This window comes from Streptomyces sp. NPDC002701 (genome assembly GCF_042889045.1).
Lineage (GTDB): Bacteria > Actinomycetota > Actinomycetes > Streptomycetales > Streptomycetaceae > Streptomyces.
The window spans coordinates 57004-81280 of sequence record NZ_JBIAQL010000012.1; the positions used below are offsets into that span (position 1 = coordinate 57004).

Annotated in this window: 22 protein-coding genes and 1 pseudogene; 15 read left to right on the plus strand and 8 right to left on the minus strand. The window is 72.4% G+C overall.

What is annotated here, in order from left to right; genetic code table 11:
• The first annotated feature begins 210 nt into the window (after positions 1 to 210).
• Positions 211 to 1392, plus strand: coding sequence for an acyl-CoA dehydrogenase family protein (locus tag ACFYXC_RS27535; RefSeq protein ID WP_389554491.1), 1182 nt, complete (start codon positions 211 to 213; stop codon positions 1390 to 1392).
• Positions 1393 to 1450: 58 nt separating this feature from the next.
• Here the strand turns inward: ACFYXC_RS27535 and ACFYXC_RS27540 are convergent, their stop codons facing one another.
• Entirely contained in the window at positions 1451 to 1894 is a 444-nt protein-coding gene (locus tag ACFYXC_RS27540) for a cell division protein SepF (RefSeq protein ID WP_217459371.1), read from the minus strand.
• Positions 1895 to 2183: 289 nt separating this feature from the next.
• Between ACFYXC_RS27540 and ACFYXC_RS27545 the strand changes: the two genes are divergently transcribed.
• The 6 genes and pseudogenes from ACFYXC_RS27545 (at position 2184) to ACFYXC_RS27570 (ending at position 8274) form a co-directional block, all read left to right on the plus strand.
• Positions 2184 to 3341 carry a DUF5685 family protein gene (locus tag ACFYXC_RS27545; RefSeq protein WP_388914047.1) on the plus strand — a complete coding sequence of 386 codons (1158 nt, stop codon included), beginning with the start codon at positions 2184 to 2186 and terminating at the stop codon, positions 3339 to 3341.
• 455 nt (positions 3342 to 3796) lie between these two features.
• Positions 3797 to 4072, plus strand: coding sequence for a hypothetical protein (locus ACFYXC_RS27550; protein ID WP_389554494.1), 276 nt, complete (start codon positions 3797 to 3799; stop codon positions 4070 to 4072).
• Between the two features lie 126 nt (positions 4073 to 4198).
• Entirely contained in the window at positions 4199 to 5263 is a 1065-nt protein-coding gene (locus ACFYXC_RS27555) for an LLM class flavin-dependent oxidoreductase (protein ID WP_389554496.1), read from the plus strand.
• Positions 5260 to 6408, plus strand: coding sequence for an LLM class flavin-dependent oxidoreductase (locus ACFYXC_RS27560; protein WP_389554498.1), 1149 nt, complete (start codon positions 5260 to 5262; stop codon positions 6406 to 6408). Before ACFYXC_RS27555 ends, ACFYXC_RS27560 begins: the two co-directional genes overlap by 4 nt.
• A gap of 4 nt (positions 6409 to 6412) precedes the next feature.
• Positions 6413 to 7131, plus strand: a pseudogene (locus tag ACFYXC_RS27565) (DUF1684 domain-containing protein).
• 237 nt (positions 7132 to 7368) lie between these two features.
• Positions 7369 to 8274, plus strand: coding sequence for a S1 family peptidase (locus ACFYXC_RS27570; protein ID WP_388914038.1), 906 nt, complete (start codon positions 7369 to 7371; stop codon positions 8272 to 8274).
• Positions 8275 to 8422: 148 nt separating this feature from the next.
• Here the strand turns inward: ACFYXC_RS27570 and ACFYXC_RS27575 are convergent, their stop codons facing one another.
• Positions 8423 to 9286, minus strand: a complete 864-nt coding sequence (locus tag ACFYXC_RS27575) for an alpha/beta fold hydrolase (RefSeq protein WP_389554639.1) — start codon at positions 9284 to 9286, stop codon at positions 8423 to 8425.
• Between the two features lie 108 nt (positions 9287 to 9394).
• On the opposite strand from ACFYXC_RS27575, the gene ACFYXC_RS27580 reads away from it, so the two are divergent.
• Together ACFYXC_RS27580 and ACFYXC_RS27585 are read left to right on the plus strand one after the other, a co-directional pair.
• A complete protein-coding gene (locus tag ACFYXC_RS27580) occupies positions 9395 to 10423 on the plus strand; it encodes a slipin family protein (protein ID WP_389554500.1) in 1029 nt (342 codons plus the stop codon).
• Positions 10424 to 10709: 286 nt separating this feature from the next.
• On the plus strand, positions 10710 to 11792 hold the full coding sequence (locus ACFYXC_RS27585; protein WP_389554502.1) for a S1 family peptidase: 1083 nt from the start codon (positions 10710 to 10712) through the stop codon (positions 11790 to 11792).
• A 122-nt stretch (positions 11793 to 11914) separates the two neighbouring features.
• Here the strand turns inward: ACFYXC_RS27585 and ACFYXC_RS27590 are convergent, their stop codons facing one another.
• Positions 11915 to 12967 carry a DUF3533 domain-containing protein gene (locus ACFYXC_RS27590; protein WP_388914029.1) on the minus strand — a complete coding sequence of 351 codons (1053 nt, stop codon included), beginning with the start codon at positions 12965 to 12967 and terminating at the stop codon, positions 11915 to 11917.
• A 153-nt stretch (positions 12968 to 13120) separates the two neighbouring features.
• Between ACFYXC_RS27590 and ACFYXC_RS27595 the strand changes: the two genes are divergently transcribed.
• On the plus strand, positions 13121 to 16606 hold the full coding sequence (locus ACFYXC_RS27595; RefSeq protein WP_389554640.1) for a DNA polymerase III subunit alpha: 3486 nt from the start codon (positions 13121 to 13123) through the stop codon (positions 16604 to 16606).
• On the plus strand, positions 16603 to 17613 hold the full coding sequence (locus ACFYXC_RS27600; RefSeq protein WP_389554503.1) for a hypothetical protein: 1011 nt from the start codon (positions 16603 to 16605) through the stop codon (positions 17611 to 17613). Before ACFYXC_RS27595 ends, ACFYXC_RS27600 begins: the two co-directional genes overlap by 4 nt.
• A 19-nt stretch (positions 17614 to 17632) precedes the next feature.
• Here ACFYXC_RS27600 and ACFYXC_RS27605 read toward each other — a convergent pair whose 3' ends face one another.
• On the minus strand, positions 17633 to 18007 hold the full coding sequence (locus ACFYXC_RS27605) for a cupin domain-containing protein (protein ID WP_389554504.1): 375 nt from the start codon (positions 18005 to 18007) through the stop codon (positions 17633 to 17635).
• 116 nt (positions 18008 to 18123) lie between these two features.
• Here ACFYXC_RS27605 and ACFYXC_RS27610 point away from each other — a divergent pair, with 116 nt between their 5' ends.
• Together ACFYXC_RS27610 and ACFYXC_RS27615 are read left to right on the plus strand one after the other, a co-directional pair.
• Positions 18124 to 18570 carry a MarR family winged helix-turn-helix transcriptional regulator gene (locus ACFYXC_RS27610; RefSeq protein ID WP_388914020.1) on the plus strand — a complete coding sequence of 149 codons (447 nt, stop codon included), beginning with the start codon at positions 18124 to 18126 and terminating at the stop codon, positions 18568 to 18570.
• Positions 18571 to 18740: 170 nt separating this feature from the next.
• Positions 18741 to 19625 (plus strand): esterase/lipase family protein, encoded by an 885-nt coding sequence (locus ACFYXC_RS27615; RefSeq protein WP_388914016.1) that lies wholly within the window; start codon positions 18741 to 18743, stop codon positions 19623 to 19625.
• A 125-nt stretch (positions 19626 to 19750) separates the two neighbouring features.
• Here ACFYXC_RS27615 and ACFYXC_RS27620 read toward each other — a convergent pair whose 3' ends face one another.
• Together ACFYXC_RS27620 and ACFYXC_RS27625 are read right to left on the minus strand one after the other, a co-directional pair.
• Complete coding sequence (locus ACFYXC_RS27620) at positions 19751 to 20812, minus strand: lytic polysaccharide monooxygenase (RefSeq protein WP_389554507.1); 1062 nt, start codon at positions 20810 to 20812, stop codon at positions 19751 to 19753.
• A 182-nt stretch (positions 20813 to 20994) separates the two neighbouring features.
• Entirely contained in the window at positions 20995 to 21129 is a 135-nt protein-coding gene (locus ACFYXC_RS27625) for a hypothetical protein (RefSeq protein WP_388914010.1), read from the minus strand.
• Between the two features lie 206 nt (positions 21130 to 21335).
• Here ACFYXC_RS27625 and ACFYXC_RS27630 point away from each other — a divergent pair, with 206 nt between their 5' ends.
• Positions 21336 to 21959, plus strand: a complete 624-nt coding sequence (locus ACFYXC_RS27630; protein WP_388914007.1) for a class I SAM-dependent methyltransferase — start codon at positions 21336 to 21338, stop codon at positions 21957 to 21959.
• A gap of 57 nt (positions 21960 to 22016) precedes the next feature.
• Here the strand turns inward: ACFYXC_RS27630 and ACFYXC_RS27635 are convergent, their stop codons facing one another.
• Together ACFYXC_RS27635 and ACFYXC_RS27640 are read right to left on the minus strand one after the other, a co-directional pair.
• Positions 22017 to 22556: a DUF402 domain-containing protein gene (locus tag ACFYXC_RS27635; protein WP_389554510.1), complete on the minus strand. Its 540-nt coding sequence runs from the start codon at positions 22554 to 22556 to the stop codon at positions 22017 to 22019.
• Complete coding sequence (locus tag ACFYXC_RS27640; RefSeq protein ID WP_389554512.1) at positions 22537 to 23457, minus strand: GNAT family N-acetyltransferase; 921 nt, start codon at positions 23455 to 23457, stop codon at positions 22537 to 22539. Before ACFYXC_RS27640 ends, ACFYXC_RS27635 begins: the two co-directional genes overlap by 20 nt.
• Positions 23458 to 23528: 71 nt before the next feature.
• Between ACFYXC_RS27640 and ACFYXC_RS27645 the strand changes: the two genes are divergently transcribed.
• A complete protein-coding gene (locus tag ACFYXC_RS27645) occupies positions 23529 to 23909 on the plus strand; it encodes a GntR family transcriptional regulator (RefSeq protein WP_389554514.1) in 381 nt (126 codons plus the stop codon).
• The last annotated feature ends 368 nt before the right edge of the window (positions 23910 to 24277 follow it).

Sequence of the window (24277 nt, forward strand, 5' to 3'; positions counted from 1 at the left end):
CGTGCGGCGTGGCGCGCGCCGGTGCGTCGTGCGCCCGCACCGCCCGTACGGGGCCCGCACCGTGCGGGTTTCCCCTGGGGCGGCCCCGTCGTCGGCAACTGCGGGACGGTCGGTCCGGTGCGGTCCTGGACGTGCGTCGCAGCGCGTCGTAACGTCAAGGACCACCCGTAGTTACCACTGCTAGTTTTACGCGTCGCGTCGGAGGTCCCCATGTCGAAGTTGCCGCCGTTCGACCCCGCCGATCCGCTCGGGGTCGACGACCTGCTGAGCGCGGAGGACCTGGCGGTCCGGGACACCGTGCGGGCCTGGGCGGCGGACCGGGTGCTGCCGTACGTCGCCGAGTGGTACGAACAGGGTGAGCTGCCGGGGATCCGGGAACTGGCGCGGGAGTTGGGCGGGATCGGCGCCCTCGGGATGTCACTCGACGGATACGGGTGCGCCGGGGCCTCCGCCGTGCAGTACGGCCTCGCCTGTCTGGAGCTGGAGGCCGCCGACTCCGGGATCCGCTCGCTCGTCTCCGTGCAGGGCTCGCTCGCGATGTACGCGATCCACCGGTTCGGCAGTGAGGAGCAGAAGCAGACATGGCTGCCGCGGATGGCCGCCGGTGAGGTCATCGGCTGCTTCGGGCTGACGGAGCCCGACCACGGCTCGGACCCCGGCGCCATGCGGACGTACGCGAAGCGGGACGGCGGGGACTGGGTCCTCACCGGGCGCAAGATGTGGATCACCAACGGGTCGGTGGCGGGGGTGGCCGTCGTCTGGGCGCGGACCGACGACGGCATCCGCGGGTTCGTCGTGCCGACGGACAGCCCCGGCTTCTCCGCGCCGGAGATCAAGCACAAGTGGTCCCTGCGGGCGTCGGTCACCAGCGAGCTGGTCCTCGACGGGGTGCGGCTGCCCGGCGAAGCCGTACTGCCGGAGGTCACCGGGCTCAAGGGCCCGCTCAGCTGTCTGTCCCACGCCAGGTACGGCATCGTGTGGGGCTCGATGGGCGCCGCGCGGGCGAGTTTCGAGGCGGCGGTGGAGTACGCGAAGACGCGCGAGCAGTTCGGGCGGCCCATCGGCGGATTCCAGCTCACGCAGGCCAAGCTGGCCGACATGGCGGTCGAACTGCACAAGGGCATTCTGCTGGCCCACCATCTGGGCCGGCGGATGGACGCGGGACGGCTGCGTCCCGAGCAGATCAGTTTCGGCAAGCTCAACAACGTGCGGGAGGCGATCGACATCTGCCGTACGGCGCGCACGATCCTCGGCGCCAACGGGATCTCGCTCGAATACCCCGTGATGCGCCACGCGACGAACCTGGAGTCGGTGCTGACCTACGAGGGCACCGTCGAGATGCACCAACTGGTGCTGGGCAAGGCGCTCACCGGTCTCGACGCGTTCCGGTAGGGCCCGGTGGGACGCTCCCACCGCGGTGCCGGGAACGCGGGCCGGTGAGCGGCCTTGCCTAGCTCTGGTTGAAGAAGCCGTCCGTGCGACGGGCGGCCGGTTCCCCGCTGACGATCTCGGTGTCGGCGGGGGTCAGCAGGAAGACCCGGTTCGACACGCGCTCGATGGAGCCGCGCAGGCCGAAGATCAGGCCGGCCGCGAAGTCGACGACGCGCTTGGCGTCGGCGGCCTCCATGGCCGTGAGGTTCATGATGACGGGAACACCGTCACGGAAGAGCTCGCCGATGCCGCGGGCGTCCCGGAAGCTGTCCGGGGTCACCGTGCCGATCCGGCGGCCCTTCTCCTCGGCCGCCTCCGAGGCCACCTTGACCCGCGGGTCCGTGACCCAGACCTCCCGGCTCCCGGTCTCGGATCCCTCGGCGTAGTCGTCGTCGTAGTAACGCTCGTCATCGTTGTCGTCGACGAGGCCAAGCCAGGCACTCGCCTTGCGCACCGATCCCATGGACGCCTCCTCTCACAGCGGTCTTTCTTCTGTCCGCGTCCCCATGGTCGTCCATGATGCGGATGTCGCGCCAAGGGGATAGACGCCGCGCTGGGGTTTCGTGACGGTACTGGTGCACAGCGAATCCGTCGAGAGGCCGCGTACCCCAAGGGTCGTGACGTACACCGCTGCTGACTGTGAGTGAAATATGATTTCTCACGGCGGACGGGTGACGGCTGGAGCGTACGGGTGAACGAAGCGGTCGCTACGATGCCGCAGCTCAACGTCGTTCACACCACGGGGGATCGTCTTGTTCGGAATAGTGAAGCCCTGCCGTCATCGGCTGGGAGAGAACCTCGCCACGCAATGGATGGCGCATCTGTGCGGACTTTGTCTCGCGCTGCGCGGGGACCACGGGCAGTTCTCACGAGTCGTCACGAACTACGACGGCCTGCTGATATCGGTTCTGACGGAGGCTCAGGCCGCGCCCGGAATAGAGGGACGGCGTACGGCGGGGCCCTGCCCATTGCGCGGAATGCGGAGCGCGTCGGTCGCTCAGGGTGAGGGCGCGCGGCTCGCCGCCGCTGTCTCGCTGGTCCTCGCCTCCGCGAAGATGCGCGACCACATGGCCGACGGGGACGGACTGCTTGCACGCCGGCCGGTGGCGCTCGCGGCGCGCCGCGTTGCCACGAACTGGGGACGGGCGGGCGCCAGGACCGGTTCCGCCGTCGGGTTCGACACCGCCGTACTGGTCGACGCGGTGGACCGGCAGGTGGGCATCGAGACGCTCGCCGGCCCCGGCACACCGCTGCTGACCGTCACCGAACCGACCGAGACCGCGACCGCCGCGGCCTTCGCGCACACCGCGGTGCTGGCCGGCCGGCCCGGCAACGCGGAGCCGCTCGCCGAGGCCGGCCGGCTCTTCGGACGGCTCGCCCACCTGCTGGACGCCGTGGAGGACAGGGAGGCCGACGCGGCTGCCGGGGCCTGGAATCCGCTGACCGCCACCGGGGCCTCCCTCACGGAGGCCCGGCGCCTCGCCGACGACGCGCTGCACGGGATACGGCTCGCGCTGCGCGACATCGAGTTCACCGACGGCAGGCTGGCGCACGTGCTGCTCGCGCACGAGCTGCGGAACTCGGTGGACCGGGCGTTCGGTACCGCGTCCTGTTCGCACGGCAACCCCTACGCCCCGTCCGGGCCCGGCGGTACGCCCCCGCCGCCCGAGCCGCCGCGCCGTGACCGGCGCGGGCTTCTCGCGGGGTGCGCCGTGTGGGCGGGGCTGGCCTGTACGTGCCAGTTGTGCTGCGGCGAGTACCACGATCCCTGGTCCGGGGAGCGGAAGCCCGGGTTCTGCCAGCGGTGCGACAACTGCAGTGACTGCTGTGAGTGCTGCGACTGCTGCGGCAAGTGCGGTGACTGCTGTGGGAACTGCTGTGACGGCTGCGGCTGCGACTGCAGTTGTTGACGGCTTCCGCCGGGGGCGGGAGGGGAAGGACGAAGGGCGGGGAGAGCGCGAGGGGAGGGGTGCGCGTGTGAGGGCGTCAAGGGGTGGGGGCGGTGCCGAGAACGCGGAGGGCGCCCGCCCTTGAAGGGCCCGGGCGCGCAGCGGGTCAGCTCAACAGGACGAGGACCACACTCGACCGAAGTCGATGTGGGAGCGTGTGACCAGCCACGGCTGCGAATGCATGCGCATAAGTGGAACAGGCATTCGGTTGCGCGTCAACTGACGTGAGACGCACGGCTCATAGTGTGGACGACCTTGACAGGCGGGGGAAACGCCCCCGTACTCTCGACGGACGCGGCCCTGCTGAGGGGCTCGGCCGCGTCTGCCGTACGACGCCTCCGGGCATCCGGCACACCTTGCGTGACCTGTGTGAAGGCACCACCCGTGCTCTATTCGACGCATCACGGAGCCTTCGCATGTCCTCGCACACCCTCATAGAGGTGGCCGCACCGAAGGACGCGGTACCCGCAACCGCGTCCGCCCCCGACTTCGCCCTCGGCGCCCTGCCGCACGAGGTTGCCGGAGCGCGCAGCCCGAGCCGGTGGCGCCACCGATGGAGAGTCTTGCCGCCGTGGGCCGTCGACCGCCCGGCCGGGAACGGCAGTCATGAGCGGGTGCCCGAGCCGTGGGACCCGTCGAGCGCGGCCGTACCGACGTCACGGACCAAGCAGCCGGGCCTGCCGCAGATCTGACACCGCGTCGGCGTCGCCTCGCGAGCCCCGCCGGTCCCACCCCGCCGGTCCCACCCCCGTCGACCCCGTTCCGCCGCGGCCGCTCGCCGCGGCGGAACGGGAACTCCCAGAGAGGTCCTCCCTTTCATGACTGCCCCGAACGGCCGGGGGCTCCTGCACCTGGCCGCAGCCGTCGATCAGGAGGCGCCGCACGACGCCTCGGCGCACGTCGAGCTGGCGCGGCTCGCGGAGCGCGGCAGCCTCGACTTCGTGACGCTGGGCGACACCTTCGCGCGGCCCGGCCTCGACGCGCTCGCCGTGCTGGCGCGCGTCGCGCCCGAGACGACCCGTATCGGTCTGGTGCCGACCGTGACGACCACGCACACCGAGCCGTTCCACGTCCAGGCCGCCGTGGCGACCCTCGACTGGGTGAGCCGCGGGCGGGCCGGCTGGTGTATCGACGTGTCGACGACCGAGGGCGAGGCCCGCCTCTTCGGCCGTCGGCACGCCGCGCCGGCCGACGCGCTGTGGCACGAGGCGGGACAGGTCGCCGAGGTGGCCGCGCGGCTGTGGGACAGCCGGGAGGGCGACGCCGGGACACGCGAGGGCGACCGGCCGGACGGGCTGCACCGGGTCGACTTCGCGGGCGACACCTTCGCCGTACGCGGCCCGTCGACCGTGCCCCGGCCTCCGCAGGGGCACCCCGTGCGGGTCGTCGACGCCACGGACCGGCATGCCCGGGCGACCGCGGCCCGGTACGCGGACGTGGCACTCGTCCAGGGGGCGACCCCGGCGCACATCGGCGCCGTCCGCGCCGAGTTGCACGCCTCCGCGCTCGCCCACGGCCGGGACCCGGACGAACTGCGGGTCCTCGCCGCCCTCGCCGTCGACCTCGGTGACGGTGAGCGTGCGGCCGAGCGCGGCCACGGCGGGGGCGGCCCCCGGCAGACCCCGCAGGGCCCGCTGTACCGCGGCGGCCCCGTCGACCTCGCCGAACTGATCACCGCCTGGCACGAGACCGGTACCGCCGACGGTTTCCACCTCACCCCGGTCGAGCCGAGGCGGGACCTGGAACGCCTGGTCAACGGCACGGTCGCCCTGCTGCAGCACCGCGGTCTGTTCCGCACCTTCTACCCGGGCAGCACACTCCGCGAGCACCTCGGGCTGGCCAGACCCGCCAACCAATACGCCGTGACAGGGGGAACGCCATGACCGTACGCACGCCCGCCGGACCGCCACCCGGACCACCCGCCGAATCGCCTGCCGAACCGTCCGCCCGTCGGCGGATCCATCTCGCCGCGCTCCTGCCGGAGATCGCTTACGCGTCCTGCGAGCGGCTCGCGCGCACCGCCGAACGCGGTCTGTTCGACTTCCTCCTGCTCGCCGGGGAGCCGCGGCCGGGCGGGCCCCAGGACGGGAGGCGCGGCCCGGAGGCGACCGGAGGTCCCGAGTCGCTCACCGTGCTGAACGCGCTCTCCGCCGTCACCGGGCGGCTGGGGCTCGCCGCCCCGGTCGACACCACCTTCAACGAGCCGTACGAACTCGCGCGCAGGCTCGCCACGGCGGACCATCTCAGCGGCGGACGTGCCGCGTGGCACGTGGTGTCCTCCTCCGACGCGTCCGGCGGGGCGAACTTCAGGCGCGGCGACTTCCTCGGCGGGACCGGCACCGGCCTGCCCCCTGTCCGGCGTCGCCCGCACCGGGAGGCGGCCCGCGCCCGCGCCGCCGAGTTCCTCACCACCGCACGGGAGGTGTGGGACGCCTGGACGCCGGACGGCGTCTCGCGTCCGTTCGCGCACCACGGCCGGCACTTCGACATCGCGGGCGAGTCCACCGTGCCCCGCTCCCCGCAGGGGTACCCCGTCGTCCTGTGGGCCGGGGACTCGCCCGCGGACCGTGAGTTCGCCGCCTCGGCCGCCGACGTCCTCCTCACCCGGCACGGGACCCTGGAGGAGAGCCGTGCGCTCTACGCCGACGTGAAGGGACGCCTCGCCGGGCACGGCCGTGACCGCGACGACCTGAAGGTCATGCCCGTGGCCGACCTCGCGCTCGCCGGCCCTCTCGCCTTACCCACCGCCCCGGCTGCCACCGGCGTACCCGCTGCCACCGCCGTGGCCGAGAAGCGGCGGTCCCTCACCGGCACACCCGAAGCGGTCGCCGCCGAGATCGACGCGTGCGTCCGGGCCGGCGCGGCCGACGGCTTCGTCCTCGTACCGCGGGCGACGCCGGACGGCCTCGACGCCTTCGTGGACCGGGTCGTGCCGCTGCTCCAGGAGCGGGGCGCGTTCCGGACGGAGTACTCCGGCGCGACGCTCCGTTCACACCTGGGGTTGCCCGATCCCGTATGGAAGGGTTGATCGGATGACGACGGACGCGTCGCAGGACTGGGAGATCTGGCACGAGCGCCGCACCAGGACGGTGTCCGCGCCCCACGGACCACTCGCGCTCCGCGGCACGCACTGGATCGAGAACCATCCAGAGGGGCGAATTCCAGCCATGCCCGGCCGGTGGACCGTGGACGGCGACGCGGTCGTGCTGACGGCCGGGGAGTCCGACGGCATCCTCGTGGACGGGCAGCCCCTGACCGGCGAGGTCCGGCTCGGGGCCGACCTCGGCGCGGCCGAGGACGCCCGTGTCGCACACGGCGGGCGCCGGTTCGTCGTCCTGGTGCGCGAAGGCGTGTGGGGCGTACGCGACTTCGACCCGGACTCTCCGGCGCGGCGGGCGTTCCGCGGCATCGAGGCCACCCCGTACGACCCGCGCTGGTCGGTGCCGGGGCGCTTCACGCCGTACCGGGAGAGCCGGACCGTGCGGGTGGGGAACGCCGACGGGCGCGAGCGGGGACTGGGGCTCGGCGGTGACCTCGTCTTCACGCTGGACGGCCAGGACCTCGCTTCCGCTTCCGCTTCCGCTTCCTGCGCCCGGCGGCTCCCGACACCCGGGGGCGCACGACGGTGGACTTCAACCGTGCCCTGCTCCCGCCGTGCGCATTCGCGGACCATTTCATCTGCCCGTTCCCGCCGCCGGGCAATACCCTGGGCGCGGGCATCGCCGCCGGAGAGCGCGGTCTGCTCCGGTGAACGAACGCCTTTCCACGCATCGGCGCCGACAAGATCAACTCCTCTAGGGCATACGCAAGTTGAACGCCGTACGGCCGAAAGGCGCCCTTGCGTCCGTCGGGTGCGCGGCCAAATACTCCCCCCAGCGCCTTGTCAGGGGCACGGCGTATCCGGAATCCGGACACTCTGCCTCTGGCGTGCGCCTCACGGGCCCCGACCCCACGCGGGCCCCCGACTTCCCTTTGGAGGGAACGAACAGTGAGGACCAAGCGCACCACCCCCCGTAGCGGCATAGCGAGACGGACCCGGCTGATCGCCGTGACCTCCGGACTCGTGGCCGCGGCCGCGTTCACCGTCCCCGCGGCGAACGCGAACGACGCATCGACGTTCAGTGCGTCGGAGCTGAAGAGCGCCAACTCCTCGGTGCTCAAGGCCGATGTGCCGGGCACCGCCTGGGTGACCGACGCCAGGACCGGCAAGGTCGTGGTCACGGTCGACAGCACCGTCTCCGCGGCGGAGATCGCGAAGATCAAGCAGGCCGCGGGCGACAACGCCGCTGCCCTGCAGATCAAGCACACCCCCGGAAAGTTCACCAAGCTGATCAAGGGCGGCGACGCCATCTACTCGGGCTCGGGGCGCTGCTCCCTGGGCTTCAACGTGCGCAACAGCGCGGGGACCATCTCCTTCCTGACCGCCGGTCACTGCACTGAGGGCGGAGGCACCTGGTACGCCAACTCCGCCCGTACGACGGTCCTCGGCCCGACCGCCGCCAGCAGCTTCCCGACGAACGACTACGGGCGGGTGAGCTACAGCAACACCACGATCGCCAAGGCGGGCACCGCGGGCAACGTGGACATCACCAGCGCGGCCACCCCGAGCGTGGGCACCAACGTCATCCGCACCGGCTCCACCACCGGTACGCGCACCGGACGGGTCACGGCCCTCAACGCGACCGTCAACTACGGTGGCGGCGACGTCGTCTACGGCATGATCCAGACCACGGTCTGCGCCGAGCCCGGCGACTCCGGCGGTCCGCTCTACGGCAGCAACGGTGTCGCCTACGGTCTGACCTCCGGCGGCAGCGGCAACTGCAGCTCCGGCGGCACCACGTTCTTCCAGCCGGTCACCGAGGCGCTGAGCGCCTACGGCGTCAGCGTGTTCTGACCGGTACGAAGGAGCGACACCCGCACCACCTGACCGCAGCCGGCAGCAGACGGGCCCCCGCACACCGTTCGCGGTGCGGGGGCCCGTCCCCGGTCGGCCCGGAGCCGCGGGCCGGCGCCCCTGGGGCGTCAGGGGCCGCGGTTCCGGCTCAGCCGACGGTCCGTGGTGCCGCGCACAGCCAGTCCAGTACGTCCGGGAGGGCCTCCAGCGCCGAGAAGTGGCCGCCCTTCGGGTCCAGGACCGGGCGGGCGCGGGGAATGTGCCGCGCCAGCCACTCGAAGTGGCCCACCGGCGCGAAGGTGTCCTCGGCGCCGTGCCACAGCAGCACGGGGCGGGTGATGCCCGCCGGGTCGAACCCCCAGTGGCTCAGCAGCGCGAGATGGTCGTCGAGCCAGCCGTACGCCGAGGTGCGCAGCGCCGCACGGTAGGAACGCAGCAGCAGGTCGCTCACGGCCGGCGTGGAGACGATCCGCCGGTCGGAGTCGGTGAGCCCGTCACGGATCGACGCGAAGAACTGAGCCGGGTCCGCCCGGATCGCGGCGGCCCGGGCGGCGAGCCGGTCCGCGTGGTCCAGCGGGTCCGTCAGCGCCCGCGTGAACTCCTCGACGCAGGACGCCGCCATCCCCTCGAACCAGTTCAGCCCCTCGGCGACGGGCGGCGCGGTGCTCGCCAGTGCGGCGACCCGCCGTACCCGGGCCGGCAGCAGCGCCGCACAGGCCAGCGCGTGCGGGGCGCCGCCCGCCCTGCCGAGCACCGCGAACCGGCCGAGCCCGAGTGCGTCCGCCAGCGCGGCCACGTCCCGCGCGGCCTGTGCCACCCGGCGGCCGGGGCCGCGGTCGGAGTCCCCGTACCCCGGTCGGTCGTACGCGATGAACCGCACCCCGGGCCGGGCCCCGATCAGGTCGTGCGGCACCGCCCCGAGCCGGCAGCCCGGTGTGCCGTGCAGCAGGACCACCGGCGTGCCGTCCGGGTCGCCCCACTCCTCGAACGCCAGCCGCCGTCCGTCCCGCATCCGTATCCCGCTCGGCACCTCGGTCCTCCATCTCCCCTTCGCCCGCGCGCCGGAGTTACCGTCGAAGTACACACCTTTTGCGCCCGTCACGGACCCCGGGGGGTCGTCATGGTCGAGGAACTGGTGGCGGCGGGAGTGACACTCGCGTCAGCCGGAGCGGTGTACGCGATGACCGCGGCCCGGGTCATCAGACAGTACGAGCGCGGAGTGGTCCTCCGGCTCGGAAAGCTGCGATCCGGGGTGCGCGGTCCGGGATTCACCATGATCGTGCCCTTCGTGGACCGGCTCCAGAAGGTCAACATGCAGATCGTGACGATGCCGGTGCCCGCCCAGGAGGGGATCACCCGGGACAACGTCACGGTCAGGGTGGACGCCGTCGTCTACTTCAAGGTGGTGTCCGCCTCCGACGCGGTCATCCAGGTCGAGGACTACCGGTTCGCCGTCTCGCAGATGGCGCAGACCTCGCTGCGCTCGATCATCGGCAAGAGCGAGCTGGACGACCTGCTCTCCAACCGGGAGAAACTGAACCAGGGCCTGGAGCTGATGATCGACAGCCCCGCCGTCGAGTGGGGTGTCTCCATCGACCGGGTCGAGATCAAGGACGTGTCGCTGCCGGAGACGATGAAGCGGTCCATGGCGCGGCAGGCGGAGGCCGACCGTGAGCGGCGGGCCCGGGTCATCAACGCGGACGCCGAGCTGCAGGCGTCGAAGAAGCTGGCGGAGGCCGCCGGAGTGATGTCGGAGCAGCCCGCGGCGCTCCAGCTGAGGCTGCTGCAGACCGTGGTGGCGGTCGCGGCCGAGAAGAACTCCACGCTCGTCCTGCCCTTCCCGGTCGAGCTGTTGCGGTTCCTGGAGCGGGCACAGCAGCCACCGACACCCCAGCCACCGACACCGCAGCCACCGACACCGCAGGTGTCACAACAGCAGGCGCCCCAAGGGTCCCAGGCGACGCAGGCGGCGCAACAGCCGCAGTCGCCCTCGGCCGGGACTCCGCAGCCGTCGGCCCTGCCCCCGGACCTGTCGGCGCAGGCGCAACTGCTGCTGGCGGAGTGGCAGAAAACGACGCAGGAGCAACTCCCGCCCGTGGAGGCACCGCTGGATCCGGACTTCGGAGGGTCGAAATCCAGCCAGGACTAGACCTCACGGAAGGTCATTAGTTACTCGCCCGTAGTATTTGCAATGGGGATCGACGTGGTGTGACAGCGGTCTTGTCAACGCGCGTCAACCGTGCGGGGGCGCGTGCCGGTTCTGGCGCGCGCGTCCTGAAGTCGACCTTGTGTGCTCCGGTACGGCCTCGGAATAGTGGTCGGCGTCCGTTGGCATGGACGCGGCTTTTTTCGTGAGTCGCCGTCATTGCCGTGCACCTTTCGGTCGCGGTGGTCCCCACAACCGTCGCGTCCGCCCCCCCACAGGAGGACACGAGTTGAAGCATCGACGCATACCCGGACGACGGGCGGCCGTGGCCGGCGCGGGCATCGCGGCCCTGGTCGCCGGCGGAGTCACCTTGCAGAGTGCGAACGCGAGTGAGAACGCGCCCGCTCCCGAGCCGAAGACCCTCTCGGTCACGGCGGCCGGAAAGCTCGCCTCGACGCTCGGCAAGGATCTCGGCGCCGACGCGGCCGGAACGTACTACGACGCACAGGCCAAGAGCCTCGTCGTGAACGTCCTCGACGAGGCCGCGGCCGAGACCGTCGAGTCGGCCGGCGCCGAGGCCAGAGTCGTCGAGAACTCCCTCGCCGAACTGAAGAGCGCCCGTACGACGCTGAAGCAGGACGCGACCATCCCCGGCACCGCGTGGGCGCTCGACCCCGCGGCCAACAAGGTCGTCGTCACCGCGGACCGTACGGTCACGGGTGCCGAGCTGGCCGAGCTGACCGAGGTCGTCGACGGGCTCGGCGGCACGACCGAACTGAAGCGGACGAAGGGGGAGTTCAAGCCCTTCGTCGCCGGCGGTGACGCCATCACCGGGGGCACCGGCCGCTGCTCGCTCGGCTTCAACGTGGTCAAGGGCGGCGAGCCGTTCTTCCTCACCGCGGGGCACTGCACCGAGGGGATCACCACCTGGTCCGACTCCTCGGGCACCGAGATCGGGCAGAACGCGGCCTCCAGCTTCCCCGGCGACGACTACGGCCTGGTGAAGTACACCGCGGACGTGGCGCACCCGAGCGAGGTGAACCTCTACAACGGTTCCGCGCAGCAGATCTCCGGCGCGGCGGAGGCCACCGTCGGTATGCAGGTCACCCGGAGCGGGTCCACGACCCAGGTCCACGACGGGTCGGTGACCGGGCTGGACGCCACCGTGAACTACGGCAACGGTGACATCGTCAACGGGCTCATCCAGACCGATGTCTGCGCGGAGCCGGGGGACAGCGGCGGGTCGCTGTTCTCGGGGAGCAGCGCGGTGGGACTCACGTCCGGTGGCAGCGGCGACTGCACCTCCGGTGGGGAGACGTTCTTCCAGCCGGTGACCGAGGCACTGTCCGCGACCGGTACGCAGATCGGCTGACGGCTTCGCCGTCTTGCCGAGTACGCGTGAGCCCCGTTCCCCCGGTCTGGTGGGGGCGGGGTTCTGGCGTCGTTCGGAGGGTGCGGGTCCGCTGTGGCTGGGCGCGCAGTTCCCCGCGCCCCTCAAGGGCGCCCCTGTGGGCCGGGGTGTAGGGGATTACCCCTCCGGCGTGAACCCACTGCCAGGGTGATCGCGGTGCCCACGGCCGCCCAGGCCGTCAGGACCAGGAGGGAAGCGGTGACGTCGTTGCCCTCGAAGTAGGCGATCGAGCGGGCCGCCCAGGTGCCCGCGCCCGGGGGGAGGGCCGGGCCGATCGCGTGCCAGAACGGGGGCAGCATCGGTGGGGGGAGTGCGCCGCCCGCGCTCGGGTTGCCCAGGATCACCACCAGCAGGACGGCCACCCCGATGCCGACGATGCCGAAGACGCGCTGGAGCGCGAGGGTGGCGGCGCCCACCGCGAAGGTGATGAGCGCGCCGAGTCCCCACAGGGCCGCCACGCTCCCCGGCAGGGCCCCCAGGACCGGGCCGACGACGACCGCTCCACCGAGTCCGCCGACGACCGCGACCAGGGCCATGGTGGCGAGCCGGATCACCGCGCGCCGCGGATCGGCCGGCCGCGCCCCCGCGCTGATCGCCAGCGCCGACGCGCACAGATAGCCGCCCACGCACCAGCCGACGACCAGGTAGAACGGCGTGAGCCCGTTGGCGTCCTGCGCGTCGGCCGGGGCCACGTCGACGGTCCGTACCGTGCGCCCCTGGTCCTTCTCCAGCTCGGTGGTGAGGGAGAGCAGCGCGCGGGAGAGTGCCGCGCCGCCGCCGGAGGCGACCAGCAGGGTGTCGGTGGTGCCGTCCGGAGCGATCAGCAGGGCGCCGTCGAGGTCGCGGTGCGCGATCTGCTCGCGGGCCGTCGCCTCGTCGGCGAGCGCGCGGGGATCCAGCGGGCCGCCCGGCAGCCGCTCCAGCCGGGTCACCGTCCGATCCGCGGCGGCGCCCGGTGCGACCACCCCGAACGGCACGTCCTTCGGCTTCGGATGGTGCAGCGCCCCCACATAGGAGGCGATGAAGAGCAACTGCAGGGCGACCACACCGAGGACCAGCAGCGTGGCCCGCGGGGTGACCGCGTCCTTCACCTCGTCGAGGAAGGACCTGGACGGGGCCGCCGCTGTCCGTGTCATACCCCCACGGTCCGCTTCGCGGGGTGTTTGCGCAGGTGGGACGGGTCCGAATGGACGTCGCACACGCGTTCGAAAATTGGTCTATGGTGGAGAAGAGGAAGTTGGGAACTGATGTTCGAGGGCTGGCCCGGGCCCCTGGTGGTGGAGGTGCGTGTGCCCGGTTTCACGCATCTGCACACCGCCTCCGGGTTCTCCCCGCGGTACGGGGCCTCGCACCCGGAGCGGCTGGCCGAGCGGGCCTCCGTGCGGGGCATGGACGCGCTGGCGCTCACCGACCGGGACACCGTCTCGGGCGCGGTCCGGTTCGCGAAAGCCTGCGCCGCGCAGGACGTGCGCCCGCTGTTCGGGGTCGACCTCGCGGTCGCGGGGCCCCCGCTCGCGGAGCCCGGGCGGGGGGAGCGGCGCCGGACTCCCGTGCGGGGCGGTGCCTTCGTCGACGAATCGATGCCCCGGGTCACCTTTCTCGCCCGGGACGGCGCCAAGGGCTGGGCCGATCTGTGCAGAATCGTTACTGCATCCCATGCGGGAGAAGGACGGCCGCTGCTGCCCTGGGCGGAGAACCACGCCGAAGGGCTGACCGTCCTGCTCGGTCCCGCCTCCGACGTCGGCCGAGCGCTCACCGCCGGACGCCCCGACCGGGCCGCGCGACTGCTCGCGCCCTGGCGGGAGGTGTACGGCGACGCCCTGCGCCTCGAAGCGGTCTGGCACGGACGTGAGGGCACGGGGCCGGGCTCCCTGCGGCTGGCCGCCCGTACCGTCGGCTTCGCCGCCGAGCAGGGGGTGCGCCCGGTGCTCGCCAACGCCGTCCGGTACGCCGACCCCGGCATGGGCCCGGTCGCCGACGTACTGGACGCCGCCCGCCGGCTGGTCCCCGTGGACCCCCGCAAGGAGCTGGACAGCGGCGAGGCATGGCTCAAGGACGCGGACGCCATGCTCGTCGCCGCCGAACGGGTCGTCGAGGCCGCCGGCTACCGCCTCGACACCGCCCACCGGCTGCTCGAACAGACCCGGGCCACCGCCGCCGAGTGCCGGGTCGACCCGGAGGACGACCTCGGGATCGGCGCCGTGCACTTCCCCGAGGCGCACCTCGTCGGTGCCGGACGCCGCACCGCGCAGCGCGTACTGGCGTCACGGGCGACGGCGGGCATGCTGCGGCTCGGATACGACCGTTCCTCCCAGGCGCGTGAGTACTGGGAGCGGATGCACCGCGAGCTGGACATCATCGCCCACCACCACTTCGCCTCCTACTTCCTCACGGTGTCCCAGGTCGTGGACGACATCAAGGGAATGGGCATCCGGGTGGCCGCCCGCGGCTCCGGGGCGGGCTCCCTCGTCAACCACCTCCTCGGCATCGCGCACGCCGACCCCCTCGAACACGGGCTGCTGATGGAACGCTTCCTGTCCAAGCGCCGGCCGGTCCTGCCCGACATCGACATCGACGTGGAGTCCGCGCGCCGCATCGAGGTCTACCGCGCGATCATCGACCGGTTCGGCACCGAGCGGGTCGCGACCGTGGCGATGCCCGAGACGTACCGCGTACGGCATGCCGTACGGGATGTCGGCGCCGCGCTCTCCATGGACCCGGCGGACATCGACCGGATCGCCAAGGCGTTCCCGCACATCCGCGCCCGCGACGCCCGCGCGGCGCTGGCGGAACTGCCCGAGCTCCAGGCCCTGGCGGGGGAACTCCACCGGAAAGGGGCCAGGTACGGACGGCTGTGGGAACTGGTGGAGGCGCTGGACGCCCTGCCGCGCGGGGTCGCCATGCACCCGTGCGGGGTCCTCCTCTCCGACGCCTCGCTCCTCTCCCGTACGCCGGTCGTGCCGACCAGTGGCGAAGGGCTGCCCATGTCGCAGTTCGACAAGGAGGACGTCGAGGACCTCGGGCTGCTCAAGCTCGACGTGCTGGGCGTACGGATGCAGTCCTCGATGGCGCACGCGGTGGCCGAGGTGGAACGGACGACGGGGGACCGGATCGACCTGGACGCCGTCGGGGAGGGCGACCCGGCGACGTACCGGCTCATCCGGTCGACCGAGACGCTGGGCTGCTTCCAGATCGAGTCGCCGGGGCAGCGGGACCTGGTCGGCAGGCTCCAGCCCGCGACCTTCCACGACCTGGTCGTCGACATCTCCCTCTTCCGCCCCGGACCGGTGGCGGCCGACATGGTGCGCCCGTTCATCGAGGCACGGCACGGCCGGGCGCCGGCCCGCTACCCGCACCCGGACCTGGAGGACGCGCTGAAGAGCACGTACGGGATCGTGGTCTTCCACGAGCAGATCATCGACATCGTCGACATCATGACCGGCTGCGGGCGCGACGAGGCGGACCGGGTGCGGCGCGGGCTGTCCGACGCCGAGTCGCAGGCACGGATCAGCCGCTGGTTCGCGCAGCACGCGGCCGCGCGGGGATACGACGCGGAGACGATCACGCGTACCTGGGGGATCGTCGAAGCCTTCGGGTCGTACGGCTTCTGCAAGGCGCACGCGGTCGCCTTCGCGGTGCCGACCTACCAGTCGGCGTGGCTGAAGGCGCACCACCCGGCCGCCTTCTACGCGGGGCTGCTCACCCACGACCCGGGGATGTACCCGAAGCGGCTGCTGCTCGCGGACGCCCGTCGGCGGGGGGTGCCGATCCTGCCGCTGGACGTGAACCGGTCCGCGGTCGCCCACCGTATCGAACTGGTGTCTGAATCCGATGGATCGGGGGCGTCCAAGGAGTCCTGGGGCGTCCGGCTCGCGCTCTCCGACGTGCACGGGATCAGCGAGGCCGAGGCGGCGCGGATCGAGGAGGGCCAGCCGTACGCCTCGCTGCTCGACTTCTGGGAACGGGCCCGGCCGAGCCGTCCGCTGGCCGGCCGCCTCGCGCAGGTCGGCGCGCTGGACGCCTTCGGTGCCAACCGCCGCGACCTGCAACTGCACCTGACCGAACTGCACCGGGGCGCGCGCGGTGGCGGCGGCTCCCAGCTCCCGCTCTCCGGCGGACAGGAGACCGCGCCGGCCGGGCTGCCCGACCTCTCCTCGTCGGAGCGGCTCAGCGCCGAACTGGGCGTGCTCTCCATGGACGCCTCCCGCAATCTGATGGACGACCACCGGACGTTCCTCGACGAACTGGGCGTCGTCACGGCACGCCGGCTGCGGACGGCCCGGCACGGCGAGACGGTCCTGGTCGCGGGCACCAAGGCGGCCACCCAGACCCCGCCGATCCGCTCCGGCAGACGGATCATCTTCACCACCCTGGACGACGGTACGGGCCTGCTCGACCTCGCCTTCTTCGACGACTCCCACGACACGTGCGCGCACACCGTCTTCCACTCCTGGCTGCTGCTCGTGCGCGGAGTGGTGCACAGGCGCGGCCCGCGCAGCCTCAGCGTGGTCGGGACGGCCGTCTGGAACCTCGCCGACCTGGCGGAACTGCGGCGCGCGGAAGGACTGGACGGAGTGGCGCTGAAGCTGTCCGAGTCGCAGAAGGCGCCCGAGGGCGAGGCCGGTCCCCGGGACACGGGGGACGCGACGGGCGGCCGGCGAATCCAGTTGCCCACGGGATTCGCAATGCATCCGTGGGCGGATCTGCGCCCGGCCGGCGAAGGACCCGCCGGCGGACGGAAGTTGTGGCACCAGAGCCCGGGGAGTGCGGGATGACCATCCTCTGCGTACGTTTCCAGCTGCCGCCGACGCGCGAGGCCGCCCTGCCCGGGCTCCTCGGCACGGTGGAGGAGTTCACCCCCGTCGTCGAGGCGCTGCCGCCCGACGGGGCGCTGGCCGATCTGCGGGGCGCCGAGCGGTACTTCCGGCGGGACGTCGTGGAACTGGCCGCGCTGATCCGGGTACGGGCCCTCGCCTGGCACGGCGCCGACTGCGCGATCGGGGCCGGGCCCGGCCCGATGTTCGCACGGCTGGCCCTGCGGGAGGCCGCCCTCGGGGAGACGAAGGTGGTCCCCGAAGAGCCCGGTGCCCGCGCGGAGTTCCTGGCGGTGCGGCCGGTGCGCGCACTGCCCGGAGTCGGCGCCGCCACCGCCCGCACCCTGTGCGAGTACGGCCTGGAGAGCATCGGCGAGGTGGCCGCCGCGCCGCTGTCCACGCTGCAACGGCTCACCGGCGCCCGGACCGGCCGCGCACTGCACGAGATGGCACAGGGCGTCGACCGCGGCCGGGTCGTGCCGAACGCCGTCTCCCGGTCACTGGTCGCGGAACGGCCGTTCCCGCGCGACGAGTTGGACCCCGACCAGCACCGGCGGGCGCTGCTCTCCGCGGCCGAGGAACTGGGCTCGCGGCTGCGCGCCCTGGAGAAGGTGTGCCGCACGCTCACCCTGACCGTCCGGTACGCCGACCTCCCGCCCTCCCGAACGGGCGCGGGCGGCGGGACCCCCGCCACCACGACCCGCAGCCGCACGCTCTCCGAGCCGACCGCCCATTCGCCGGCGCTCACCGGTGCGGCGTACCGCATGTACGAGGCGCTCGGCCTGCAGCGGGCCCGGGTCCGGGCGGTGGCGCTGCGGGCCGAGGGGCTCGATCCCGCCGATCGGGCTTCCCACCAGCTCACGTTCGATCCGGTGGACGAGAAGGTGCGGCGTGTCGAGGAGGTGGCGGACCGGGTACGGGCGAGGTTCGGCCCCCGCGCCCTGATGCCGGGTACGTGCGCCGCGTGACGCCCGGCCGGGGGAGCGGCTAGTTGGCCCAGGGCGGGGCGAGGGTCGTCCCGTCCGCCAGCTTCGCCCGGAGGCCGATCGAGGTGGTGACCCAGGAGACCGCGGTGTCGTCGGTCGGGTTCTCCACGGTGAGCGTCGTGCCGGGGGTGACGATCACCGTGTCGCCGGGGGCGATCCGTTCGGTGCGGTCGTCGAGTGTCATCAGCAGTTCCCCCGCGAGGAGATGGAAGATCTCCTCCCGGTCGACGGTGTGCGCGGGAGCCCTGGTGCCCGCGGGGATCTCGCCCCGCCAGGCGCACAGCTCCCTGCTTCCCCTGAGCGGACTGGCGTACGAGACGAAGCGGGCGCCATGGATCTCGTGGACGACGCCTTCGGACGAGCGGACTACGGGCACGGCTGCCTCCTGTGCTGACGCTGGATACTGGTTACCTGATGGTCAAGCTGCTTGACCATCTGCGTGAATATAGTCAATCAGCTTGACCGGTTCGTCAAGGGTGTTTCAATGCATGCGTGCAGAACTCCGAGGCCATGGCCCTATCCGCCGCCCTGCTCGCCGTCGCGGGTGAGCTCACGCAGCGCATCCATGACGGAGTCGTCGCCCGTGGCTTCGAAGGGCTGCGGCCCGCGCACGGGTTCGCCTTCGCCCGGATGGCGCCCGGCGGGGCGACGGTCACCGAACTCGCCGCCCACCTGGGAGTGACCAAGCAGGCCGCGAGTCAACTCGTCGACGAGATCGTCCGTAAGGGATACGCGGAGCGGCGGCCACACCCCGACGACGCGCGCGCCCGGCTGGTCGTGCTGACCGCGCGGGGCCGGGAGTGCACGCGGGCGGCGGAGGAGGCGGCCATGGAGGCTGTTCGGCCGTGGATCGAACTGCTCGGTGAGGGTGAAGTTCGTGCGTTGTGCGACCGTTTGCTGCGCATTGCGCCCTACGGTCCTATCAGGCCCGCCTGGTGACGGTTCAACGTCACGTGTCAGTGCTCCCAGCCAGCACGGGAAGTTTTTACTGACACACAACTTCACACTTTTACTACTCACTCGTAACTTGAAGCAAGAACAGCATCCTCGTGATCCGGATCACAGGGCGTACGCCTCGTCACTCCCTTGAGCCGCAAGGAGATCACCCGATGCTGCCCTGGAAACACCTGCTCAGACCCGTGTCCGCGCTGCTGCTCGCCCTCGCGGTCACGATCGTCCCCGCCGCCACCGCCACCGCCGACCCCTCGGCGACCGACCGGGCCGGAGCCGCGACCAGTAGGGGCTGGAACGACTACTCCTGCAAACCGTCCGCCGCCCACCCGCGCCCCGTCGTCCTCGTCCACGGCACCTTCGCCAACTCCGTCGACAACTGGCTGGGCCTCGCGCCCTACCTGGTGAACCGCGACTACTGCGTCTACGCCCTCGACTACGGGCAACTTCCCGGCGTACCGCTCTTCCACGGCCTCGGCCCCATCGACAGGTCGGCCGAACAGCTGAAGACCTTCGTCGACAAGGTGCTCGCCGCGACCGGAGCGGCCGAGGCGGACCTCGTCGGCCACTCTCAGGGCGGCCTGATGCCCCGCCACTACCTGAAGTTCCTCGGTGGGGCCGCCAAGGTGAACGCCCTCGTCGGTATCGCGCCCAGCAACCACGGCACCACCCTGAACGGGCTGGCCAACCTGCTCCCGTACTTCCCCGGTGCGGCCGACCTGCTCTCCACGGCCACCCCGGCCCTCGCCGACCAGGTGGCCGGCTCCGCCTTCCTCACCAGGCTCAACGCGGGCGGCGACACCGTGCCAGGTGTCCGCTACACCGTCATCGCCACCCGGTACGACAGGGTCGTCACGCCATACAGGTCGCAGTACCTCGACGGTCCGGACGTACGCAACGTCCTGATCCAGGACCTGTGCGCGCTCGACCTCTCCGAGCACGCGGCGATCGGACTCGTCGACCGGATCGCCTTCCACGAGGTGGCGAACGCCCTGGACCCGGCCCACGCCACCCCCACCACCTGCCTGTCGGCGATCGGCTGACGCCGTGCGGGAGCGCCCCTTCAGGGGGCGCCCCCTGAAGGGGCGCGGAGAACGGCGCGACCAGCCACCGCCGGACCCGCAGATCCCCTCCCTCAGCACCCTTTACGGCGCCCCCCGCGGAGCGGCTAGCGGCTGCCGGTGGCCCGGCGGCGGACCGAGGCGAACAACGCGGCGGCACCGACCGCCAGCGCGGCCGCTCCGCCGACCGCGATGTACGGGGTCGAGCCGGCCCCGCCGGTCTCGGCGAGGTTCTGCGCGCCGCCGGCGGGTTCGGCATCGTTCGCGGAGCCGTCCGCGGCTTCGCCGGACCCCGCCGTCTCCTCGGCTCCGGCCCCGGAAACGGTGCCGGAGTTCGCATCGGTGCCGGAGTCCGTGTCGGAGGTGGTGTCCGCGGCGGCGGCCGCGGTGACCGTGGCCTGGGTCTTCGGGTCGTCGTCGCCGTGGCCGCCGTGCTCCACGGACGACTTGTCGGTGCCGTCCGCGATCACCTCGTCGGACGGGGCCGAAGCGGTCGGCGCGGCGGAGGCTTCCGCACCCTGGCCGCCCTCGCCGAAGACGACGTCCGAGCAGGTGTAGAAAGCCTCGGGGGAATCCGAGCGCTGCCAGATCGAGTAGATGAGATGACGGCCCGACTTGACCGGGACGACCCCGCTGAAGACGTAGTCGCCGTTCTCCAGCCGCGGGTCGGTGACCTTGGCGAACGGCTTCGACTCCAGGTCCGACCACTTCAGCGGCTTCGTCGGGTCGTACCCGTCCTTGGTGACGTACAGCTCGAACGAGCCCTTGTGCGGGGCGGTCCCCTTGTAGCGGAAGGTGCGGTTGCCCGAGGTCAGCCGGCTGGCCGGCCAGTCGGCGCGGGCGAGGTCGAGACCCCTGTACTTGTCGTTGCCGGCGCTGCACAGCTTCCCGTCGGGGATGATCTCCTTCGACTTGCCGGCCGCGTTGGCGATGTTGACGCCGTTCCAGTCGTAGAGGGCCTGCGTGCCACTGGCCGCGACCGCCGCCTTGCAGGCGGCGGACCTCGGGTTCTCCGGGCCCTCCGCGAAGCATCCCGCGACCCGGCTCACCGGGTCCGTCATCGAGCCGTGCGCGGCGGCCGGGGCTGCGGCGAGAGCCGTCAGGGCGAGCGGGGCGACGCCGGCCACGGCGACGGTGGCGATGCGGGCGGCCTGGTGGCGAGCGGGCATGGGGGAACTCCTCGGACGGCGGATCGAAGGATCCGGGGGGCCTGTGATGCCTGGGGGGCGATCAGCAAGCTAGCCCCTCGAAACCGCGAAATCCCCTGCTGGGAGCGGGTGGAGGCGATCCTTATGGCGCCGTTAAGGGAGTACTGAGACTGCGCTCAGGTAGCCGCCGCCGCGGCGGACACTCACCCGTCAGGCCACCAGGTGCGACGGATGTCCTTGCGGATCTCCGGGCGCTCGGCCGGACGCTGGTCGGCCTCCTCCCGCACACGGCGGGAGTCCGACTTCCTCAGGGGCTTCTGCACGGTTGTGCGGCGCATAAGGGCCTCCTCGCGGCCACCGGGTTCCGCGTTCTCACGGAGGTGGACCGTTCCCGGGAGGGTGACTCATCGGTGGACGCCTGTCAGTGGCGGCTGTCACGTTTCACCTGTGGTGCCGTATGCCGGACAGCCTGTCGGCCGGACGAACGGCGGAGCCCGGGACCGGGCGCGGGCCCACTGTCAGTGCCGGGTGTCACTCTGGGCACATGACGAGTGACAGCGCTGGTGAAGACCGGTCCGTCGTCGACTGGGACGCCGAGTCCGCCACCTTCGACGACGAACCGGACCACGGTCTGCGGGACCCCGCCGTGCGCGAGGCGTGGGCGGCCAGACTGCGCGGCTGGCTGCCCCGCGGCCCCGTCGACGTGCTCGATCTGGGCTGCGGCACGGGCAGCCTGGCACTCCTCGCCTCCGAGGCGCGGCACCGCGTCACGGGTGTCGACCTCTCGCCCCGCATGGTGGAGCTGGCCCGCGCCAAGCTGGCCGGCCGCGACGCCGCGTTCCTGGTCGGTGACGCCGCCGCGCCACCCGTCGGGGAGCAGCGGTTCGACGTCGTCCTCGTCCGCCATGTGCTGTGGACACTGTCCGATCCCGGCCGCGTCCTGCGGCACTGGCGCGGGTTGCTGCGCCCCGGAGGACGGCTCGTCCTCATCGAGGGCGTCTGGGGGACGACGAGCCCGGTCGGGATACCCGCCGACCGGCTGACCGGTCTGCTCGCGCCCCTCGCGGCGGACGTACGAGTGGAACGGCTGTCGGACGACCCCGTGCTGTGGGGCCGGGAGGTGGCGGACGAGCGCTACGCGGCGATCGCGGTGATCGCCGCGCCCTGAGCCGGCCGGGCCGGTCGCGCGGGCAGCCGTCCGGGCAAATGGGGGCAGCCGCTCGGCTCAGTGGGTCGCGTCGGCGGGTGGGATCAGCAGTGCCTCGAAGCCGTCCTCCAGGGCGGCGCGTTCCAGTTCGTCCAGGGCGGCCCGGGCCGCCGACGCGGCCGGCGGGTCGGTGTTCTCCAGGCCGCTCTCCGCGAACTCGTCCTCGTCCAGGCGCAGTACGGTCCTGCCGTCGGCGGAGCGCCACAGGTCCAGGTCGAGGTCCTCACAGACCACCTCGCCCGCGGTCACGACGGCCGGGCGGGCGATGTCGCAGTACCAGCCCTTCAGTACGCCCTCGCCGTCCCGGACCTCCTTCACCGAGTACCAGCGGTCGCGCCAGTAGTACTCGGTGAACACGTCACCCGGCTCGAACCGCACGAAGCCGAAGTCGCGGACGCCGGCCCCCGCCCAGGCCGCCCGGACCGTGACACGCGTGCCGTCGTCGTGCAGCAGTTCCGCCCGGTAGCGGATCTTCGTGCGGCCCGCCTTGACCAGGACGACGTCCAGGACCCGCGGGGCGTCGCGGCGGCTCCCGGGGTCAGCCGAGCTCGCGGACATACTGCACCTCCGTCGCGCAGATCTCGTAGCCGAACCACTTGTTGATCGCCAGCATCGGTTCGTTGCCGGAGTCGTTGCCCGTGAACGCCTCCGTGAGACCGGCGGCGCGGGCGCGGTGCAGGGAGTCGCTCTTGGCCAGCTTGGCGAGACCCCGGCCGCGGTGGGCGCGGGCGGTGCCGGTCATCACCGTGCCGTACCGGATGCCGCCGTCGGTACGGGCCGCGCTGAAGGCGGCGGGCCGGCCGTCGACGACCGCGACGGAGGTCAGCTCATGGCTGAGGAGCGGGTGGTGCCAGGTCTCCTTCAGCCATGCCTCGTAGTCGGTGAACTCGTGCGTGATGTCGCCCGGTTCGTCCTGGAGTGTCTCCGCGTCCAGGGCGAAGAGGGGGCGCGGGTCGTCCGTGAAGTCCGCGCCCGTACGCAGTTCGACGTCCGCGGGCGGTTCCCGGCGCGGCGGCAGCGGGCTGTTCGCCAGGTCCAGGCGGAGGAAGTGCGCGGAACGGCTCGGGCGGTAGCCGCGGCGCTCGGCGAAGGCACGGTTGGCGGGCTCGTCGAGGACCCAGGCGAAGAGCTTCGTCGCGGACACCTCGGCGAGGCGTTCCTCGGCGGTCCGTACGAGCAGGGCGCCGGCGCCGCGGCCCCGGCGCTCCGGGTGCACGTACACGTTCAGACAGCCCTGGCCGGGCTGCGGGCTGTCGTACACGATGCCCGTCTGGGCCGTGCCGACGAGCTCACCGTCCTCCTCGGCCACCAGCAGCCGGTGATGCGCGTCGCGGTGGGCGTGCGCGACGTCGTGCAGGACGGACTCCGGCGTGGCGAGCATGAAGGGGAGCGCCAGCCGCCGGATGTGGGCGAAGCCACCGGCGTCCTCGGCGCGGAAGTCGCGGACGATCACGGTCATGGCATCGCACGCTACGCGCGAGGTGGGGCGGGACGCCTCTCATTTTCCCGCGGGTGCGGGACAATCACCGGGTGACGTTGAAGATCGACATCGATGACGGGACCGGGGTCGCGCCCTACGAGCAGGTGCGCGCCCAGATTTCCGAGCAGGCCAGGGCCGGGGCGCTGCCGGTGGGGTACCGGCTGCCCACCGTGCGGGGGCTGGCCGAGGAGCTCGGCCTCGCCGCGAACACGGTCGCCAAGGCGTACCGGGCCCTTGAGTCGGACGGGGTCATCGAGACGCGGGGGCGCAACGGAACGGTCGTCGCCGCCGCGGGCTCGGCGGCGGACCGGGCGGCCGCGTCGGAGGCGCAGGCGTATGCCGACCGGGTGCGGCGGCTGGGATTGTCGGAGGAGGCCGCGCTCGACGCGGTACGGGACGCGCTGCGCGCGGCTTATGGAGACTCCGGCTGAGATCTGGCCTGCCGGCCGGCTGGGCGGGCCCCGCTCGACTGCCGGCCGGCCGGGTCCGACACCGGCCCACCTGCCGGTCCGGACCGGCACCGGGCGGGTCCGACGCCGGCCGGGTTCGACACCGGACCGGTTCGATACCGGACCTGCCGGTCGTGCGCCGCGGTCCGGGGGCGGATGGCAGGGATGGAGACGGGCGGGGTGGGAAATCGGCACCGCCGGGGTGCGCCGCGGTGGTTGCTCGCCGTCTCAGCGGGAGAAACGGGCCGTGGCCCCTGCCCGCCGAGGAAGGGGCACAGCCCCTGCCCGCCGCGCGTGGGGGCAAGAGCACGGCGTCGGGTGCGGGGCCGTGCCCCTGCCGGCTGCGGGAG

Bases quoted from the DNA above. Each gene is read 5' to 3' on its own strand.
- ACFYXC_RS27535 (WP_389554491.1), top strand. From the start codon at position 211: ATGTCGAAGTTGCCGCCGTTCGACCCCGCCGATCCGCTCGGGGTCGAC.
- ACFYXC_RS27540 (WP_217459371.1), bottom strand. From the start codon at position 1,894: ATGGGATCGGTGCGCAAGGCGAGTGCCTGGCTTGGCCTCGTCGACGAC.
- ACFYXC_RS27550 (WP_389554494.1), top strand. From the start codon at position 3,797: ATGTCCTCGCACACCCTCATAGAGGTGGCCGCACCGAAGGACGCGGTA.
- ACFYXC_RS27555 (WP_389554496.1), top strand. From the start codon at position 4,199: ATGACTGCCCCGAACGGCCGGGGGCTCCTGCACCTGGCCGCAGCCGTC.
- ACFYXC_RS27560 (WP_389554498.1), top strand. From the start codon at position 5,260: ATGACCGTACGCACGCCCGCCGGACCGCCACCCGGACCACCCGCCGAA.
- ACFYXC_RS27575 (WP_389554639.1), bottom strand. From the start codon at position 9,286: ATGCGGGACGGACGGCGGCTGGCGTTCGAGGAGTGGGGCGACCCGGAC.
- ACFYXC_RS27580 (WP_389554500.1), top strand. From the start codon at position 9,395: ATGGTCGAGGAACTGGTGGCGGCGGGAGTGACACTCGCGTCAGCCGGA.
- ACFYXC_RS27590 (WP_388914029.1), bottom strand. From the start codon at position 12,967: ATGACACGGACAGCGGCGGCCCCGTCCAGGTCCTTCCTCGACGAGGTG.
- ACFYXC_RS27600 (WP_389554503.1), top strand. From the start codon at position 16,603: ATGACCATCCTCTGCGTACGTTTCCAGCTGCCGCCGACGCGCGAGGCC.
- ACFYXC_RS27615 (WP_388914016.1), top strand. From the start codon at position 18,741: ATGCTGCCCTGGAAACACCTGCTCAGACCCGTGTCCGCGCTGCTGCTC.
- ACFYXC_RS27620 (WP_389554507.1), bottom strand. From the start codon at position 20,812: ATGCCCGCTCGCCACCAGGCCGCCCGCATCGCCACCGTCGCCGTGGCC.
- ACFYXC_RS27625 (WP_388914010.1), bottom strand. From the start codon at position 21,129: ATGCGCCGCACAACCGTGCAGAAGCCCCTGAGGAAGTCGGACTCCCGC.
- ACFYXC_RS27630 (WP_388914007.1), top strand. From the start codon at position 21,336: ATGACGAGTGACAGCGCTGGTGAAGACCGGTCCGTCGTCGACTGGGAC.
- ACFYXC_RS27635 (WP_389554510.1), bottom strand. From the start codon at position 22,556: ATGTCCGCGAGCTCGGCTGACCCCGGGAGCCGCCGCGACGCCCCGCGG.
- ACFYXC_RS27640 (WP_389554512.1), bottom strand. From the start codon at position 23,457: ATGACCGTGATCGTCCGCGACTTCCGCGCCGAGGACGCCGGTGGCTTC.